This is a genomic window from Veillonella sp. (genome assembly GCF_019414865.1).
GTDB lineage: Bacteria > Bacillota > Negativicutes > Veillonellales > Veillonellaceae > Veillonella.
In genome coordinates this window covers 1-17,067 of the sequence record NZ_DXLG01000032.1, presented here as the reverse complement: position 1 = coordinate 17,067, position 17,067 = coordinate 1, and the positions used below count along the sequence as shown (strand labels likewise).

General features: G+C 38.3%; 16 protein-coding genes, 1 other RNA gene and 1 other annotated feature. All 17 genes read left to right on the top strand.

Annotated elements, in window-relative coordinates; translation table 11 throughout:
• The first annotated feature begins 105 nt into the window (after positions 1–105).
• Positions 106–1,479: a DNA repair protein RadA gene (radA, locus tag QZ334_RS03500; RefSeq protein WP_024065771.1), complete on the top strand. Its 1,374-nt coding sequence runs from the start codon at positions 106–108 to the stop codon at positions 1,477–1,479.
• A 15-nt stretch (positions 1,480–1,494) separates the two neighbouring features.
• Positions 1,495–2,646: a PIN/TRAM domain-containing protein gene (locus QZ334_RS03495; RefSeq protein ID WP_295231952.1), complete on the top strand. Its 1,152-nt coding sequence runs from the start codon at positions 1,495–1,497 to the stop codon at positions 2,644–2,646.
• Positions 2,630–3,805, top strand: coding sequence for a 2-C-methyl-D-erythritol 4-phosphate cytidylyltransferase (ispD, locus tag QZ334_RS03490; protein ID WP_295231949.1), 1,176 nt, complete (start codon positions 2,630–2,632; stop codon positions 3,803–3,805). The genes QZ334_RS03495 and ispD overlap by 17 nt, the downstream gene beginning before the upstream one ends.
• Before the next feature lie 2 nt (positions 3,806–3,807).
• Positions 3,808–5,277, top strand: a complete 1,470-nt coding sequence (gene gltX, locus QZ334_RS03485) for a glutamate--tRNA ligase (RefSeq protein WP_295231946.1) — start codon at positions 3,808–3,810, stop codon at positions 5,275–5,277.
• Between the two features lie 133 nt (positions 5,278–5,410).
• Positions 5,411–6,364 carry a bile acid:sodium symporter family protein gene (locus QZ334_RS03480; protein ID WP_257846481.1) on the top strand — a complete coding sequence of 318 codons (954 nt, stop codon included), beginning with the start codon at positions 5,411–5,413 and terminating at the stop codon, positions 6,362–6,364.
• A gap of 157 nt (positions 6,365–6,521) precedes the next feature.
• Positions 6,522–6,727 (top strand) — a binding site (T-box leader).
• 49 nt (positions 6,728–6,776) lie between these two features.
• Complete coding sequence (gene cysS / locus QZ334_RS03475) at positions 6,777–8,225, top strand: cysteine--tRNA ligase (RefSeq protein WP_105089263.1); 1,449 nt, start codon at positions 6,777–6,779, stop codon at positions 8,223–8,225.
• Positions 8,215–8,691 carry a Mini-ribonuclease 3 gene (locus QZ334_RS03470; protein ID WP_295231940.1) on the top strand — a complete coding sequence of 159 codons (477 nt, stop codon included), beginning with the start codon at positions 8,215–8,217 and terminating at the stop codon, positions 8,689–8,691. The genes cysS and QZ334_RS03470 overlap by 11 nt, the downstream gene beginning before the upstream one ends.
• A 1-nt stretch (position 8,692) precedes the next feature.
• Entirely contained in the window at positions 8,693–9,424 is a 732-nt protein-coding gene (gene rlmB, locus QZ334_RS03465) for a 23S rRNA (guanosine(2251)-2'-O)-methyltransferase RlmB (protein ID WP_295231938.1), read from the top strand.
• Between the two features lie 2 nt (positions 9,425–9,426).
• On the top strand, positions 9,427–9,960 hold the full coding sequence (locus QZ334_RS03460; RefSeq protein ID WP_156718951.1) for an NYN domain-containing protein: 534 nt from the start codon (positions 9,427–9,429) through the stop codon (positions 9,958–9,960).
• A 72-nt stretch (positions 9,961–10,032) separates the two neighbouring features.
• A complete protein-coding gene (sigH, locus tag QZ334_RS03455; protein WP_105089260.1) occupies positions 10,033–10,707 on the top strand; it encodes an RNA polymerase sporulation sigma factor SigH in 675 nt (224 codons plus the stop codon).
• 5 nt (positions 10,708–10,712) lie between these two features.
• The gene (gene secG / locus QZ334_RS03450) at positions 10,713–10,949 is read left to right on the top strand and encodes a preprotein translocase subunit SecG (protein ID WP_004695991.1); all 237 of its coding nucleotides are present in this window, start codon (positions 10,713–10,715) and stop codon (positions 10,947–10,949) included.
• 55 nt (positions 10,950–11,004) lie between these two features.
• The gene (gene rnr / locus QZ334_RS03445; RefSeq protein ID WP_295231934.1) at positions 11,005–13,389 is read left to right on the top strand and encodes a ribonuclease R; all 2,385 of its coding nucleotides are present in this window, start codon (positions 11,005–11,007) and stop codon (positions 13,387–13,389) included.
• 8 nt (positions 13,390–13,397) lie between these two features.
• Positions 13,398–13,868 (top strand): SsrA-binding protein SmpB, encoded by a 471-nt coding sequence (gene smpB, locus QZ334_RS03440; RefSeq protein WP_004697155.1) that lies wholly within the window; start codon positions 13,398–13,400, stop codon positions 13,866–13,868.
• 151 nt (positions 13,869–14,019) lie between these two features.
• On the top strand, positions 14,020–14,520 hold the full coding sequence (locus QZ334_RS03435; protein WP_295231931.1) for a hypothetical protein: 501 nt from the start codon (positions 14,020–14,022) through the stop codon (positions 14,518–14,520).
• Entirely contained in the window at positions 14,520–15,251 is a 732-nt protein-coding gene (locus tag QZ334_RS03430; protein ID WP_295231927.1) for a 6-carboxyhexanoate--CoA ligase, read from the top strand. Before QZ334_RS03435 ends, QZ334_RS03430 begins: the two co-directional genes overlap by 1 nt.
• A 1-nt stretch (position 15,252) precedes the next feature.
• Positions 15,253–16,413 carry an 8-amino-7-oxononanoate synthase gene (gene bioF / locus QZ334_RS03425; protein WP_295231924.1) on the top strand — a complete coding sequence of 387 codons (1,161 nt, stop codon included), beginning with the start codon at positions 15,253–15,255 and terminating at the stop codon, positions 16,411–16,413.
• Positions 16,414–16,586: 173 nt separating this feature from the next.
• Positions 16,587–16,928: a transfer-messenger RNA gene (gene ssrA / locus QZ334_RS03420) on the top strand.
• The last annotated feature ends 139 nt before the right edge of the window (positions 16,929–17,067 follow it).

The following is a 17,067-nucleotide window of genomic DNA, read 5'->3' as shown; positions in this document are numbered from 1 at the left end:
CTATAGAGTAGTGATAGTTAACCATGTAGTAAAATTATGCATAAAAGGTCATGAATGGTTATCATTCATGACCTTTTTTATATTTTATACAAGTCTTGAGGTAATATGGCAAAAGCAAAATCAGTATTCTTCTGTCAAAATTGTGGGGCGGAATCCTCTAAGTGGATGGGCCGTTGTCCACAATGTGGCGAATGGAATACATTAGTTGAAGAGATTATTAAAGAAACTAAACATAGCCGCACACCTTCACGAGGTGTGGGAAACCAAACAACAAAACCAACTGCTTTACCGGATATTGAAATTTCCTCCATTGCGCGTGTATCTACAACCTTTGGTGAAATTGATCGCGTATTAGGTGGAGGTATAGTACCTGGTGCATTAATGCTATTGGGTGGTGATCCAGGCATCGGTAAATCTACATTATTACTACAGGTTTCCCAAAAGGTAGCCGATACTGTTGGTACAGTTCTTTATGCATCTGGTGAGGAGTCTCAATTACAGCTTAAACTTCGAGCAGAACGACTTCATATTAATAGTGAACGTTTACAAGTGATTGCCGATACAGATTTAGATCATATTTTAGAGCAAGCTGATGCAATGACGCCATCCTTACTTGTTATTGACTCTATACAAACCATGTATACCGGTGATATTGATGCTGCTCCAGGCAGTGTAAGCCAAGTGCGAGAATGTACATCTCGACTCCTTCGATTCTGTAAAGAACGCAATATTCCAACAGTAATTATTGGACACGTTACTAAGGAAGGTAATATTGCTGGTCCACGTATGTTAGAACATATGGTGGATGTGGTACTTTATTTTGAAGGTGAACGGTCTTACCAATTCCGTATTTTGCGCTCTATTAAGAATCGTTTTGGATCCACATCTGAAACAGGTATCTTTGCCATGGTTGAGGAAGGTCTACAAGAGCTTTCTAATCCTTCCGCTTCGTTGTTGGCAGAACGATCGGATGAGGAAAGTGGCAGTGCCGTTATGATTTACCTTGAAGGGGTTCGTCCTATTCTTGTAGAGGTACAAAGTCTTGTTGTTACAACTGCTTTTGGCATGCCACGACGTACTGCCATAGGTTATGATTTAAATCGTTTAATTGTGCTATTAGCAGTACTAGAAAAACGCTGTGGTTTTACATTAGGTAATAAGGACGTGTACGTTAACGTTATTGGTGGTCTCAAGGTGAACGAACCAGCTTGTGACTTGTCTATGGCTGTTGCCATCGTATCTAATTTAAAAAATCGCATTGTTCCTACTGATATGGTCATCTTAGGCGAGGTTGGCTTAACTGGTAATGTTCGTAGTATTCCACGTATTGAACAACGTATTAATGAAGCTAAAAAATTAGGCTTTAAAAAGTTTATTATTCCTGAAGGCAATTATAAGCAGATCAAGGATAATGATAGTTCTATCAAAATTAGAGGCGTTAAATCTATTCAAGAAGCAATGCAACTGGTATTTTCTTAATTAGGAGGTGATTTGATGATTTATCGGATATTGCGCTATGTAATAGCCATTCTTGTGGGTACAGCGGCCTATGTTGGAATGGATAGCTTAGCACCTATTATCGACCCATATTTGGTCTCTCAATTCGAGTCCTTTGGGGATATGTCATTGACCATTGCACGTATTTCAGTATTAATTATTGGTACTTTAATTGGCGTTATTATTGGTTATTTAATTTCTTCATTTATTTTAAAACAAGGTTTAGTGATTGCTAAACGATTAGAACGTATTCTCACTCATATTCCAAATCAAGAATTGATTGCAGGCACCATCGGTTTATTATTCGGTCTTATTATTGCAAATTTAATTGGTGTTGCATTCAATCAAGTACCTATTATAGGACCTTACATTCCTATTATTTTAAGTGCTATCTTTGGATATAGTGGCCTTAAAATCATGGCTCGCAAGGGCCCTGAAATGTACAATAATTATGTACAACAATGGGGCGGAGATGGGAATAAAAAGACTAGTCGTTTTAAAATGTTCTCTACTCATAAATCTGATAAAACTACGAGTACTCCAAAACTATTAGATACTTCTGTTATCATTGATGGTCGTATTAAGGAACTATGTAATACAGGTTTTATTGAAGGTCCTCTCATGGTTCCACTCTTTGTATTGAATGAGTTACAAATTATTTCTGACTCTGCAGATGCTACCAAACGTAATCGTGGTCGTCGTGGTCTCGATATTTTGAAAGAGATGCAAGATGCCAATAAGGTAGCTATTGAAGTAGTGGAAGATGATTACGATGATCTTACAGAAGTTGATTCTAAATTGATGCGCCTCGCTTTAGACAAGCAATGGAAGTTGATGACTAATGATTTCAACTTAAATAAGGTTGCTCGTGTACAAGGTATTGAAGTACTCAATCTTAATGAGCTCGCTAATGTACTTAAACCAGCCCTCATTGCCGGTGAATGGATTCGCGTGCAAATTATGAAAGAAGGTAAGGAGGTACATCAAGGTGTTGCGTATCTTGACGATGGTACCATGATTGTTGTGGAAGATGGTAAACCTTATGTGGGCCAAACCGTAGAGGTTATGGTTACATCCATATTACAAACGAGTGCAGGTCGCATGATCTTTGCTCGTGTAGATGGAGGACAAAATGGACAAGGTAATTAGTTGTATTGTTCTCGCCGCTGGTGCTGGGCGCCGCATGGGATATAAAGAAAATAAGATATTTATTCCTTTAGGGAGATTCTCTATTATTCAGCGTACACTACAAAATGTAGCAAAGGTTGAAGGTTTGAATGAGATTATTCTTGTTGTAGCCGATGGTGAACAAGAATATATGACAAAACATATTCAAGAGTTGGATTTAACTGTTCCAGTTCACATCGTACTTGGTGGAAAAGAACGGCAAGATTCTGTGGCATGTGGTCTCAAGGCTGTATCAGAAGATACCAATATAGTTCTTGTTCATGATGGGGCGCGACCGTTGGCTTCTACTAACATGTTTAGTGATGTAGCTGAGGCGGCTAATCTCTATGGTGCAGCTACTGTAGGGGTTCCGGCTACAGATACCATTAAACGAGTTGATAGAGATCATAATGTTTTGGAAACATTACAGCGTAGTGAGTTATATCAAATTCAAACGCCACAAGGCTTTCAAAAAGACTTATTTGTAGAGGCTCATCAAGCGGCTTATGAAACAAAGTATCTTGGCACAGATGATGTATCTTTAGTAGAGTATGTAGGAAAGCCTGTACATATAGTTGAAGGAGACTATTGTAATATAAAGGTAACAACACCGAATGATATTGCAGTAGCTAAACGATATTTAGGAATTGAGGATACACGTATGCGCGTTGGATTTGGTTATGATATTCATCAATTAAAAGCAGGTCGACCTTGTATTCTTGGTGGTGTTCGTATTGAATCTGAACTCGGTCCTGATGGTCATTCCGATGCGGATGTTCTCATTCATGCATTGATGGATGCCATGCTAGGTGCTGCAGGTTTACGCGATATTGGATATTATTTCCCGCCTGAAGATGACGAATATAAAGGGATTTCTAGTATGCTTTTACTAGAAAAGGTTAATTCCTTATTGAAAGAATGTGGGTTACAAGCCTATAATATAGATATTATGGTTATTTCAGAGACACCTAAATTGAAGCCGCACATCGATGCGATGAAGGCGAATTTACAATCTGTTTTAGAAATACCATTAGAACGTATTAGTATTAAAGCGACAACGAATGAAATGCTGGGTGCTATTGGGCGCCGCGAAGGCATTGCTGCACAAGCTGTCGTTTCTGTATATGAAGGAGAGGTATAATCATGAGTTCCATGAAAGTTCGTTTTGCTCCAAGCCCTACGGGTCCATTCCATATTGGTGGCGCTCGTTCTGCTTTGTTTAACTGGCTATTAGCACGTAAGGAAAAAGGCACATTTGTATTGCGTATTGAAGATACAGATTTGGCTCGTTCCACACGTGAAAGTGAAGAAAATATCAAAGCTTCCTTACAATGGCTTGGCATGAACTGGGATGAAGGTATCGACGTAGGTGGCGATAATGGCCCTTACCGTCAAACAGAACGTCTTGACTTATATAAAGAAGTAACACAACGCTTATTAGACGAAGGCAAAGCTTATGAGTGCTACTGCACACCAGAAGAATTAGATGCTGTTCGTCAAGAACAAATGGATCGTGGCGAAACACCTAAATATAACGGTCATTGCCAACACTTAGAGGAAGAAACTAAGGCTAAATATATTGCAGAAGGTCGTAAACCAACAATTCGTTTACGCGTTCCTTTGAATAAAACATATGCTTTCGATGATATGGTACGCGGTCATGTATCCTTTGAATCCAACGGTGTAGGTGACTTCGTTATCGTTAAATCCGACGGTATTCCTGTATATAACTTTGCAGTAGTAATGGACGATCATATGATGGGCATTACTCACGTTATTCGTGCAGAGGAACATTTATCTAACACACCACGTCAAATGGCTATTTATGAAGCTTTAGGTTGGGAAGTACCTAAGTTTGGCCACATTTCCTTGATTCTTGGTAAAGATTACAAGAAAATGTCCAAACGTCATGGTGCTACTTCTGTTGAACAATACAAACAATTAGGCTACTTGCCAGAAGCACTTGTAAACTTCTTAGCGCTTCTAGGTTGGGCTCCAGAAGGGGAAGAAGAGTTCTTTACACAAGATGAATTGATTCAAGCCTTCTCCATGGATCGCGTAGCGAAGAACCCTGCCGTATTCGACATCGATAAATTGAACCATATCAATTTCCACTACATGAAAAACTTGAGCGATGAAGAGTTATTCCATCTTTGCTTGCCTCATTTGAAAGAGGTTGGTTTGGCTCCAGATAGCTTGAATCAAGCGGATATTGATTGGTTGACATTGCTATGCTCCACATTCCGTGACCATATTAGCTATGGTGCTCAAATTAAAGATCATGTAGGCATGTTCATGGGCGAAACAGTATTCCTTGAAGAAGGTCATGAAGAGGAATTGCGTGCTGTATTGAATGAAGAAACAGCACCAACAGTTCTTGGTGCATTCCGTAATGCATTGGCAGAATTTGATGAAATTACACCTGACGTTGTAAAAGCAACGATTAAAGCTGTTATGAAAGAAACTGCTTTGAAAGGTAAATTCGTATTCATGCCAATCCGCGTGGCTTTAACAGGTCAAATGCATGGTCCAGATTTGAATAATATTGTTACATTGCTTGGTAAAGAAAAATGCTTACATCGCTTAGACAATGTTAGCGCTTTAACAAAATAGTAATAGAAGCTAATTTAAAAGCTCTCATAGCTGAGGTTATGAGAGCTTTTTTATGTATATTGAGATTATTCAATAGAAATGCTATAATAATCGGCGTCTTTTATTTTTATTTATTATGAAAGTGAGTGCTTTTATGAGTATTATTCGTTCTCTTAACCACTTATTCAATAGCTACCTTTCATGGATCGTGCTATTGATGGCAGTGCTAGCGTATTTATTACCAACTGTATTTTCTTGGATGACGCCGTACATTGCGTACATGCTTCAATTTGTTATGTTTGCCATGGGGTTAACATTAACAGCGCAAGTATTCCTTGATGTATTTAAGCAACCAATGAAGGTTATTCTTGTATCTGTTATCCAATTCTTATGGATGCCATTGGCAGGTTTCTTAGTGGCCCTTATCTTTAATTTCCCTCCGGAAATTGGTATCGGCTTCATCTTATTAGGTGCTTGCCCTGGTGGTACAGCTTCTAATGTTATGACATTCCTTGCTAATGGTAATGTTCCTTTATCTGTATCTGCAACGACTGTATCTACATTATTGGCTCCGATTTTGACACCTTTATTCGTTGTACTCTATGCAGGTGCTACATCTTCCATTGAAATTCAATTTATGCCGATGTTTATTTCTATCGTAAAAATCGTATTGGTACCAATCATCTTGGGTATCGTATTGAATTACTTCATCGGCTCTAAGATTGAACCTGTTAAATCTGTATGTCCTACAATTGCGGCCATTGCAGTATTGTTAATCTTGGCTGCTGTAACTGCAGTAAACCAAAAACAAATTGCTGAAACTGGTTTCATCATCTTCGTAGCTTGCTTGGTACAAAATGTGAGTGGTTATGTAGTAACGTACTTCATTTGTAAGGCACTTAGCATCGATATTTCCTCTCGTCGTGCTATGCAAATTGAAGTGGCAATGCAAAACTCTGCATTATCCGTGTCTTTAGCACTTAAACACTTTACACCTCAAGCAGCAGTAGCAGGTGCAGTGTTCTCCATTATCCATAACTTTACAGGCTCTATCTTTGCAGGTATTTGCCGTAAACATGATGATCAAGAAAAATTAGAAAATGCTTAATAGGTAATACTTCGTCCTCATCTTTCAAATTATATAGTCGAAATTCGCATGTATCATAGGCTAGCAGGATATGTTGAAAGGTGAGGATTTTCTTGTTCTCATTGACATTCTATAGGATAATTGATACAATATTTACATATCTGAATATAGATGATTACTAATAGCTAAGACTGAAAGAAGTACTCTACAACTAACTTTTTAGCGAGAACCGATGGTGGGAGGGTTCAAGGATAGGTAGACGAAATGCATTCACGAGCTGACACTCCGATTATAGGTAGGTTTGTCCGGTGACGCGCCGTTATGCGATGAGTGGGTACTATATTGGTGCCTAACAGAGTGGAACCGCGGACCATCGTCTCTGTATGAGATGAGGGGTCTTTTTTATTTTACGAACATGGAGGCATCGGTAACGATGAGAGAAATTACAGTTTATAATACTATGACGCGTCAAAAAGAGGTGTTTAATCCTGTAACACCAGGTGAGGCAAAGATGTACGTATGTGGTGTTACACCATATAACCATCCTCATATTGGCAATGCACGTCCATTCGTAACATGGGACGTAATTCGTCGCTATATGAAACATGTAGGCTATAAAGTAACATATGTACAAAACTTTACAGATGTAGATGATAAGATCATCAATACATCTAATGGTGAAGGTGTATCTTGGGATACTATTGCAAACCGTTATATCGATAGCTATTTTGAAGTAATGGATGCACTTGGTGTACAACGTGCTGATATTTATCCTCGTGTTTCTACACATATCGAAGACATTATCGCTATGATTTCTACATTGATTGAAAAAGGCTATGCTTATGAACTCGATGGTGATGTATATTATAGCGTTGATAAATTTGAACATTATGGTGAGCTATCTGGCCGTACATTAGATGATATGGAAGCAGGTGCTCGTATCGAAGTTGATGGTCGTAAGAAAAATCCTATGGATTTTGCATTATGGAAAGCAGCAAAACCAGGTGAACCATATTGGGAAAGCCCTTGGGGAAATGGTCGTCCAGGCTGGCATATTGAATGTTCTGCGATGAGCCAAAAATATTTAGGTACAGAATTTGACTTCCATGGTGGTGGTAGTGATTTGATCTTCCCTCATCATGAAAACGAAATTGCCCAATCTGAAGGTTGTTCTGGTCAACATCCATCTGTACGCTATTGGTTACATAATGGTTTCATTACCATTAATTCTGAAAAAATGTCTAAATCCTTGAATAACTTCTTCTTGGTAAAAGATATTTTAGAACAATATAGCCCAGACGCATTGCGCTATTTCTTGTTGAGCACACATTATCGTAGTCCATTAGATTTCTCTGATGAACGTTTAGAGGAAGCAAATAAATCCTTAGAACGTTTAAGCACTGCTATTGAAAATCTATTGTACCTTGAAAAATGTGAACCAGGTCCATGTGATGAAGCGCAACACTTATTAGAAAAAGCTAAAGAGTATGAAGAAGAATTCGAAGCAGCTATGAGTGATGACTTCAATACTGCGTTAGCTACATCTAGCATGTTCGGTCTTGCTAAAGAAATCAACATTTACTATCAAGTTGTAACAGGCCGTGAAGGTGTTGTTTGTCAAGAAGCTATTGCTGAAGTTAAACGTATCTTCAAGTTCATGACAGAAGTAATTGGTATTCTTGAAAAAGCATGGGAAGGCAACACAGGTGCTAACGCCGCTGAATACGAAGAATTAATGCAAGTTATCTTGTCTGTACGTCAAGCATGTCGTGATCAAAAACAATGGGCACTAGCTGATTGTATCCGCGATCGTTTGGCTGAAATCGGTATTACTATTGAGGATTCCCCTCAAGGTGCACGGTGGAAAAAACGTGAAGTTTAAACAATTTCAATTCTTAAAGAATGAAGCAATAAAAAAGTTGACGGCTCTTGAACAAGAGCCGCTTCGTTTGCGTAAACGAACTATAGAGGAGTGCCTCAGTGCAGATGCAGTAATGATTGCTTATATTGGCGATGCAGTATACTCCATGTATGTTCGTGAGCGAGTAGTACAAATGAATATATCTAAGGTACAAGTGTTGCACACCATTGTTACTGAGTTTATTTGTGCTAAGTCACAAGCGAAGGTATTGCTTGAAATAGAGGATACTTTCACAGAACAGGAACAAGCTATTGCACGACGTGCTAGGAATAGTAATGTAAATGTGCCAAAAAGTAGTTCTGTTCAAGAATATCGTAGTAGTACAGCTTTTGAAGCCGTACTTGGATTTCTTTATGAAACGCGTCAAGATGAGCGCTTACAAGATGTTATGAGGCAAGCCTTTTCAATAACTCTACGAGGTATGTAGTATGGATAATTATATTGTAGGTCGCAATGCGGTTAAAGAGGCCCTTAGAAGTGGTCGATCAATTCAGCGCATTATGGTCAGTGAAGATAAGGTTAAAACAGGTCTAGCTGATATTGTTGGTCTTGCTAAATCTCAAGGCATTGAAGTGCGTCCAACACCTATCAAACAAATGAATAAATATGATTTAGAGGTGCCACATCAAGGTGTTATTGCTCTTGTATCTGCTGTTCAATTTAAAGAACTAGGTGAAGTGCTGCAAGAGACGAATCATGAGGTACCTTTACTTATCCTAACAGATGGTGTTGAGGATCCACATAACATGGGCGCAATTATCCGTACTGCGGAATGTGTAGGGGCTACGGCTGTTCTCATTCCTAAGCGTCACAATGCACCTATTAATGCTACCGTAGCTAAAACATCGGCAGGTGCTATTGAGCAAATTCCACTTGTACAAGTTGGGAATGTAGCCCAAACTATTAAACAACTTCAAAAACAAGGTTTTTGGGTCATGGGCGCTCACATGGAAGGGGATCGTACCTTATACGAGGCGGATATGACAATTCCTACAGTTATCGTTATCGGTAATGAAGGTAAGGGCATTAGCCGCGTTGTGAAAGAGGCTTGTGATTTCCTCATTACCATCCCTATGTATGGGAATTTAAATTCTTTGAATGCATCTGTGGCAGCTGCCGTTCTTATGTATGAGGCGGTACGTCAACGTCAAGCGAAATAATTATGTTAAAAGATATCTTAATTGTAGATGGATATAATGTGATATTCGCATGGACACATCTTAAGAAACTCGCTCATGAATCATTAGAACATGCCCGTATGGAACTGAGAGATAGATTATTGAACTACGGAAAATTCAAGGGATACGAAGTTATCCTTGTGTTTGATGGTAAATATACAAAGTCTGGCGGCTCTGTAGAGGCTATTACGAGCGGATTTCTTGAAGTCTATACTGAGGATGGAGAGACGGCGGATTCCTTTATTGAACGAGAGGTATTTTTGCGGAAAGGCAAATATACCAATGTATATGTTGTAACCTCTGATGGAGCTGAACAAAATCAAATTCTAGGATCTGGGGGCTTACGTATTCCAGCACGAGAATTGCAAAATATGATTCGTATGGCTAAGGAAGAGGAACGATTACAATACGCTCATGAACATAGACGAGATCAATTTAGCTTGCGACGTAATGAAGTAGGAGGTTTATTATCTCCTGAAGTAGCTGAAAAGTTAGAGAAATTACGGCGTGGCCATTGATAGTTGAAAATCACATATACTTCCAGTATAATGAATATATTGGTTTTTCTGCTCAATTGTAAGGAGGAGCATATGAACAGTATTCATACACGCAAGTCCGATTACAATTTCAAAGAAATGACTGATGAGCAAGTTGTGGTCATAGCTCAAGAAGAGCAAAATGAGTTTGCAATCGATTATATTGTTAATAAATATAAAAACTTTGTTCGTGCAAAGGCTCGCTCTTATTTTTTGGTAGGTGCTGATCGAGAGGATATCATTCAAGAAGGAATGATTGGCCTATATAAGGCTACGCGAGATTTTAAACATGATAAATTGGCGTCCTTTAGAGCTTTTGCAGAGCTTTGTATAACTAGACAAATTATTACGGCTATTAAGTCGGCAACAAGACAAAAACATGCGCCTTTAAACTCCTATGTATCGCTAAATAAACCGGTATATACAGAGGAATCAGAGCGTACGTTGATCGAGATGCTATCCTCAGCAAAGGTTACCAATCCTGAGGATCTTATTATCAGCCAAGAGGAATTGGATGATATTGAGCGCAATATTGGTCATATTTTAAGTGAACTCGAGTGGGAGGTCTTGGAAGGATACCTAGACGGACGTTCCTACCAAGAAATGGCTGAGGTCACAGATCGCAGTGTCAAATCTATAGACAATGCGTTACAAAGGGTTAAACGTAAATTAGAGAAGTATTTAGAACATCGGGTTTTGGATTCTCCCAGAGCCACACAGGAAGGATGACAGTCGTGACAAATTTCTTAATGATTGTAGAAGTTATCGTATCTATCTTATTAATCGTAGTAGTGGTTGCACAGAATAGCAAAAACGCAGGCATGGGTGGTGCTGTTTCTGGTGCGGCAGACTCTTCTTTTGGTGGTAAGCAACGCGGTTTAGACGCTTTCTTATCTAAATGTACGATTATATTGGGGATTATCTTTGCTGTGTTGAGCTTAGTGTTAGGGGCAATGATTAATCAATTCTAATGATGAAAGCCTGCTTTGCAGGCTTTTTCTTTTTTCAGAATAAGGAGGTGAAGATTTGAAGAAGAAAGTATTAGACTTTTATAAATCTATACAACCACATGCATATCATATTGAAGATGCTGCTATGGATAATCACATCCGTGGTGGTAAGGATCTTGAGATGTTTATTCGTTCAGCAAAAATGCTTGCTCGAGAAGGGGTGCTAACATCTTCTCGACCTGATGTATATCAATATGCAGAACAACAACATGAAGAATATGAAGGTATTTATAAGGGCTATCGTAAGTCGTATGGCTTTGTGATTATGCCGGATGATGAAGATATATATGTAGCAGAACAAAATAAAGGGACTGCTATGCACAATGATAAGGTTCGAGTTCGCGTTGTACCTTCTAACTATACAAAGCATAAACGAGAAGGCATTATCGTAGATGTTATTGAACGAGCTAATGAAACTGTAGTAGGTACCTATGATCGACAACAACACTTTGGCTTTGTTATCCCTGATGATGAGCGCATAGGGACTGATATCTTTGTAGACTTAAAAAATACATTAGATGCTCGTAGTGGCGCAAAGGTACTAGTCAAAATTACAAAATGGCCGGAAGGGGATAAAAAGCCAGAAGGTATTATTACGGAAATTCTTGGCTATAAAGGCGATGTAGGCCTCGATATTAACTGCATCATGGCGAATCATAAGATTCCATTTAATTTTCCAGACGATGTCATTAAAGCTAGCAAGAAAATTGATACTGTGATTCATGAGGATCCTGATCGTTGGGACCTTCGTGATGTACAAATGGTTACCATTGATGGGGAAGATGCAAAAGATTTAGACGATGCTGTTAGTGGTCGTAAATTACCAAATGGTAATTATGAATTAGGCGTACATATTGCAGATGTAAGTCATTATGTAACATCTGGGAAAGCCATTGACAACGAGGCCTATAAACGGGGGACATCTGTATATTTAGTTGATAGAGTAGTACCGATGTTACCAGAGGTTTTATCCAATGGTATTTGTAGTTTAAATGCCCATGAAGACCGTTATGCCATGACGTGTATGATGGAAATTAATAAAGATGGTAAGGTTGTACATTATCGCATTCGACCGTCTATTATCCATGTAGGCCGTCGTTGTAGTTATAAAGAAGTGTATAAGGCACTGGAAGAAAATATTATTCCTGACGATTTACAAGACTTTATGCCAATGCTTTGTGATTTAGCAGAAATTTCCAAAATTCTTAATGCAATGCGTCGTCGTAGAGGTGCATTGGACTTTGATTTTCCTGAGTACAAGGTATTACTTGATCATGATGGGACACCGTTGCGCATCGTAAAACGAGATCGTACCATGGCGGAACGACTTATCGAAGAATGTATGCTCATTGCCAATGAAACAGTGGCTACACATTTAGAGCATACACACCGTACATCGGTATATCGTATTCATGAGAATCCTAGTGAGGAAAAACTAGATTTATTCCAAAAGGTGCTTAATTATTTAGGTCAAAATCTAGTCCTTAGTACTGATGGTGTAACACCACGGGATTTCCAAAAAATCTTAGATGTAGTAAAAGGGCAAGATATTGAGCAAGTGGCTCAAATTATGACCTTGCGCTCTATGCAGCAAGCTAAATATAGTACTAACAATGTGGGTCATTTTGGCTTGGCATCCACATGTTATACGCATTTTACATCTCCTATTAGACGATATCCAGACTTAATGGTTCACCGCCTTTTAAAAGCGGATATGCATTGGAAGAATGGCTATTCTAAACGCGATGTAGATGAAACCTTCTTAGTGGGGGCTGTAGAACATTCTTCTATACAAGAACAAGTTGCCACTGAGGCCGAACGAGATACAGTAGATCTCAAAAAGACCCAATATATGGTTCCATTTGTAGGAGAAGTCTTTGAAGGCACAATTTCTAGCATTACGTCCTTTGGGATGTTTGTAGAATTAGAAAATGGTATCGATGGTCTTGTGCATATGAGCATGATGAACGATGATTACTATTTCTTCGATGAAGAACATTTTGTGCTCGTAGGTAAGAGAACCGGTAAAACCTATCACTTAGGTGAAAAGGTAACTGTTACATTAGTAAAAGCCGATGTAGAAAAGAAACAGATCGACTTTGTACTTGGTGAAGTTAATAATCTAATGGCTATTCAAGAACAATTGCGAAGTGGTTCTGACTATGCAAGTAGTCGCGATGGTTTTGATGGTGGCAAAGGTCGTAAATCTTCGGGCAAAGGTCGTAAATCTTCGGGCAAATCTAGTAAAAAATCTTCCCGACGTGATAGCAGTAAATCTGGCCATTCTAGATATGATACTTTCAGTAAAAAATCTAACAAAGGTAAATCAAGTCGTAAGAAGTCTAATAAAACGACTAAGCGCAATCAATCTAAGAAATCTAAAAGTAAACGTAAACGATAGAGGTACATATGGCAAAACAATCTAGTCCATCTCTTATTGCTGATAATCGTAAGGCCCGTCATGATTTTAATATTCATGAAACCTATGAAGCTGGTATTGCGTTGACAGGTACTGAAATTAAATCGATACGTCAAGGCAAATTGAACCTAAAGGATAGCTTTTGTCGCATTGATAAAGGTGAACTCTTGTTGTATGGCGTTCATATCAGTCCATACGAACAAGGTAACCGCTTTAATCATGAACCTGAACGAACTCGCAAATTATTGATGCATAAATCTGAAATTAACAAATTGCATGCTCAAGTTAAAGAAAAGGGGTTCTCTTTAGTGCCGCTCAATTTCCATTTTAGCCATGGTTATGTAAAGGTCACCGTTGGCCTTGTAACTGGTAAAAAGTTATACGATAAGCGTCAAGATATGGCAGAACGCGATGCTAAGCGAGATATTGCTAAGAGACTTAAAGAACAACAAAAATATTAAAATAAAAAGATCGAGTCATTTGACTCGGTCTTTTTTTGTGATATTTGTCAACTTATCTTGTATTTTTAGTTGATAAATGTGTATATTGAAATTATAATGTAAACAAGAGAAGTGTTTGTGGTTGACAAATTCTAAGTAGAGGAGATCCATCATGAATCAGAACATTCGGTACATTACAGAGATTGCTATTTTAACGGCTATGATTACTGTGTTAGGTGCTATTAAAATACCTAATGTCATTCCAGGTATAGAGTTTCAACTGTCAGCTCCGTTAGCGGTAGCTATATGTGCCGTATTCGGATTTAAGAAATATATTATTAGCGGATGTCTATCTAGTTTAATTGGCTTAGCGCTAGGTACCCAAACTATATTAAATGTTATGATTGCTATGCAATTCCGCCTCATTGTAGGGTTAATCCTTTGGATGTGCCATAATCATATGATTGGTATTATGATTTCAGGCCCAATTGCATCCGCCTTAGCACGGCTAACATTGTCTATTTATATTGGTAAGGCCGCATTACCTATGGTTGCATTAGCAGTACCTGGCATGATTTTTACAGTCATTATGGCTCCAGTATTTGTAAAAGTATTCCGTAAAATTCATAGCCATGCACATCAAAACCATGTAATAAAAGGCAAGGTATCATAATGAGTGAATTATATAGTGTACGCATGCGTGCAGCACAAGGTGGGCCCCATGAAAAAGGGGGCCACCATATTTCTGGGGCAGAACGTATTGTAAAATTAGATGAAGTTGGTAGTATAGCACAATCTTTAGCTGAACGCGCACTGCATCACAGTAAAGGAACAGCTGATTTTATCAATATTACTGTAGATTTAATCCCACCAGAGAAGATTACATATATTGACTGTCTAAAGGTAGAGGAACATAAAACTAGTAGTATTTCTGAATCCCATCAATTAGCAACTGAACTTTTACAAGGTCCTACTATTACTAAAACTGCAGTACACAAAGCTATTTCTATGCTAAAAAATTTAGATAGATCCATGCGCGGTGCTATGTTAGTGGATGCTATTTCAGGTGAACGCTTAGATGAAGGCAATCGAGGTGTACGTGTGAGTCATATGGACTCCTTTGACTCTCATGCATTAGGTGACAATGAACATATGAGGGAGGCTTTAGTATTGGCCTCTAAAGTTCAATCCGCAGAAGGTGTTGTTGGTGAATTATGTTGGTCTGATGATCCAGATTATACAGTAGGCTATGTGGCATGTAATGGTGTATATCATCGAATTCCTAATATGAAAGAAGTAGGATCTGATATTGGGGGACGGGTTTTCTTTGTACGGTCTGATATAGATAGTGAAAGTGTAATTGAGTATTTGGAGAGTGCTCCTGTACTTGTTCAACGGAGATAATATGTACGAATTTTTTAAAGAACAATTAGACACTAAGGTACAGAATCATAATTTACGAATCTTAAAAGAATACTGCCCTATAGATGCAGTGCGCGTGAAGCGAGATGATAAAGAATATTTGATGATGGCTTCAAATAATTATTTAGGCCTTACCTTTGACTCCCGCGTAATAGAAGGGGCTGTAAAAGGAGCTCAACAATATGGAACTGGATCTGGTGGATCGCGCCTCGTATCTGGTACGTTTCCATTATTTACAGAGCTAGAAAACGAATTAGCAAAATTTAAGAATACTGAAAAAGCCCTCGTATTTAATACAGGTTATATGGCCAATGTAGGAACTATTTCTGCTATAGCTGATAAACATACCATCATTTTTAGCGATGCTCTAAACCATGCTAGTATTATAGATGGTTGTAGATTGAGTAGAGGGGCCGTAAAGGCTTATAGCCATTGTGATGTAGACGAACTAAAGTATTTATTAAAGCAAGTAGATCGTAATGCAAGAAAGCTTATTGTCACAGATGGTGTATTTAGCATGGATGGGGATATTGCACCGCTTGATAAACTATATGAATTAAGCCGTGACTATAATGCATTGCTCATGGTAGATGATGCTCATGCAACAGGAACAATTGGTAATGGTCATGGTACGGCTGCTTATTTTAATTTAGAGAAAGAGATAGATATTCAACTCGGTACATTGAGTAAATCCTTAGGATCTGTTGGTGGTTATATAGCTGCAAATAGCACTATCATAGATTATCTCGTTAATACGAGTCGTAGCTTTATATTCTCCACCGCATTATCTCCTGCAGATATAGGAGCGGCCCTGGCTGCATTACATATTCTTGAGACAGATGCATCTGTTTTAGGGCGTTTACAAGAAAATGTAAACTATATGGCAGATAAATTAACTTCTATGGGAATTGATGCGACCAATGAAACGCCAATTTTCCCAATTCTAATCGGAAGTAATGAAGATACACTGGCAGTATCTGATTATCTATATGAGTCTGGAATTATTGGAACAGCTATTCGTCCACCTACTGTACCTATTGGTGAAAGTAGAATTCGATTGACCGTTACAGCAGCTCATAATAAAGAACAAATTGATTATGTATGTCATACATTGCATAAAGCGATGAAACAATTAAATTTATGATAGTACATAATATATCTAAAAAAGATAGTATTAAAAGAATTCCATTTGATTGCTTAAGTAGTCAATATTAGATAAGTTGAGTAGTCTAACAATAGTGAATATATCTGAACTGTGAAGGTCTCATATAATTGACAGTAATACTAAATAGGCTTATAATTATTAGACCAACGCACGGGGATGTAAAGGTTTCGACAGGGGTGCGTGTGGTATAGATAGCGAGTCGGCGTTCCATGAGGCCGTTAAACGGTGGGAAAACATTTAAACGCAGAAGAAAATTTTGCATTAGCTGCATAAGCTACGTCCCTCATACTTGTGCCTACCAAGTGTGAATGGACGTCAAACCGTAGGCTGGCTTAATTCAGTTGTTCATATGAATTAGGCGAGACAACATGAACTGGGGTTGTGTAGCTTGTCTGTGAGTGATAGCAACCTGAGATCTAAATCATAGACTGTGCTCGGAGAAGTCTATATGGCAACACTTTTGGACAGGGGTTCGACTCCCCTCATCTCCACCATATTGAATATATATGCTAGTAGTATAGAATGCTTAATAATGGTTCTATGCTTCTAGCATTTTTTTGTACACAAAAAAATATAAAAGTCAATAATTTTTATCGTTTTGATTGTGCACAATGAATATGAATTTGATCAGAT

Excerpts from the sequence above, each read along its gene's own strand:
- radA (WP_024065771.1), top strand. The coding sequence starts at position 106 with ATGGCAAAAGCAAAATCAGTATTCTTCTGTCAAAATTGTGGGGCGGAA.
- QZ334_RS03495 (WP_295231952.1), top strand. The coding sequence starts at position 1,495 with ATGATTTATCGGATATTGCGCTATGTAATAGCCATTCTTGTGGGTACA.
- ispD (WP_295231949.1), top strand. The coding sequence starts at position 2,630 with ATGGACAAGGTAATTAGTTGTATTGTTCTCGCCGCTGGTGCTGGGCGC.
- gltX (WP_295231946.1), top strand. The coding sequence starts at position 3,808 with ATGAGTTCCATGAAAGTTCGTTTTGCTCCAAGCCCTACGGGTCCATTC.
- QZ334_RS03480 (WP_257846481.1), top strand. The coding sequence starts at position 5,411 with ATGAGTATTATTCGTTCTCTTAACCACTTATTCAATAGCTACCTTTCA.
- cysS (WP_105089263.1), top strand. The coding sequence starts at position 6,777 with ATGAGAGAAATTACAGTTTATAATACTATGACGCGTCAAAAAGAGGTG.
- rlmB (WP_295231938.1), top strand. The coding sequence starts at position 8,693 with ATGGATAATTATATTGTAGGTCGCAATGCGGTTAAAGAGGCCCTTAGA.
- QZ334_RS03460 (WP_156718951.1), top strand. The coding sequence starts at position 9,427 with ATGTTAAAAGATATCTTAATTGTAGATGGATATAATGTGATATTCGCA.
- sigH (WP_105089260.1), top strand. The coding sequence starts at position 10,033 with ATGAACAGTATTCATACACGCAAGTCCGATTACAATTTCAAAGAAATG.
- smpB (WP_004697155.1), top strand. The coding sequence starts at position 13,398 with ATGGCAAAACAATCTAGTCCATCTCTTATTGCTGATAATCGTAAGGCC.
- QZ334_RS03435 (WP_295231931.1), top strand. The coding sequence starts at position 14,020 with ATGAATCAGAACATTCGGTACATTACAGAGATTGCTATTTTAACGGCT.
- QZ334_RS03430 (WP_295231927.1), top strand. The coding sequence starts at position 14,520 with ATGAGTGAATTATATAGTGTACGCATGCGTGCAGCACAAGGTGGGCCC.
- bioF (WP_295231924.1), top strand. The coding sequence starts at position 15,253 with ATGTACGAATTTTTTAAAGAACAATTAGACACTAAGGTACAGAATCAT.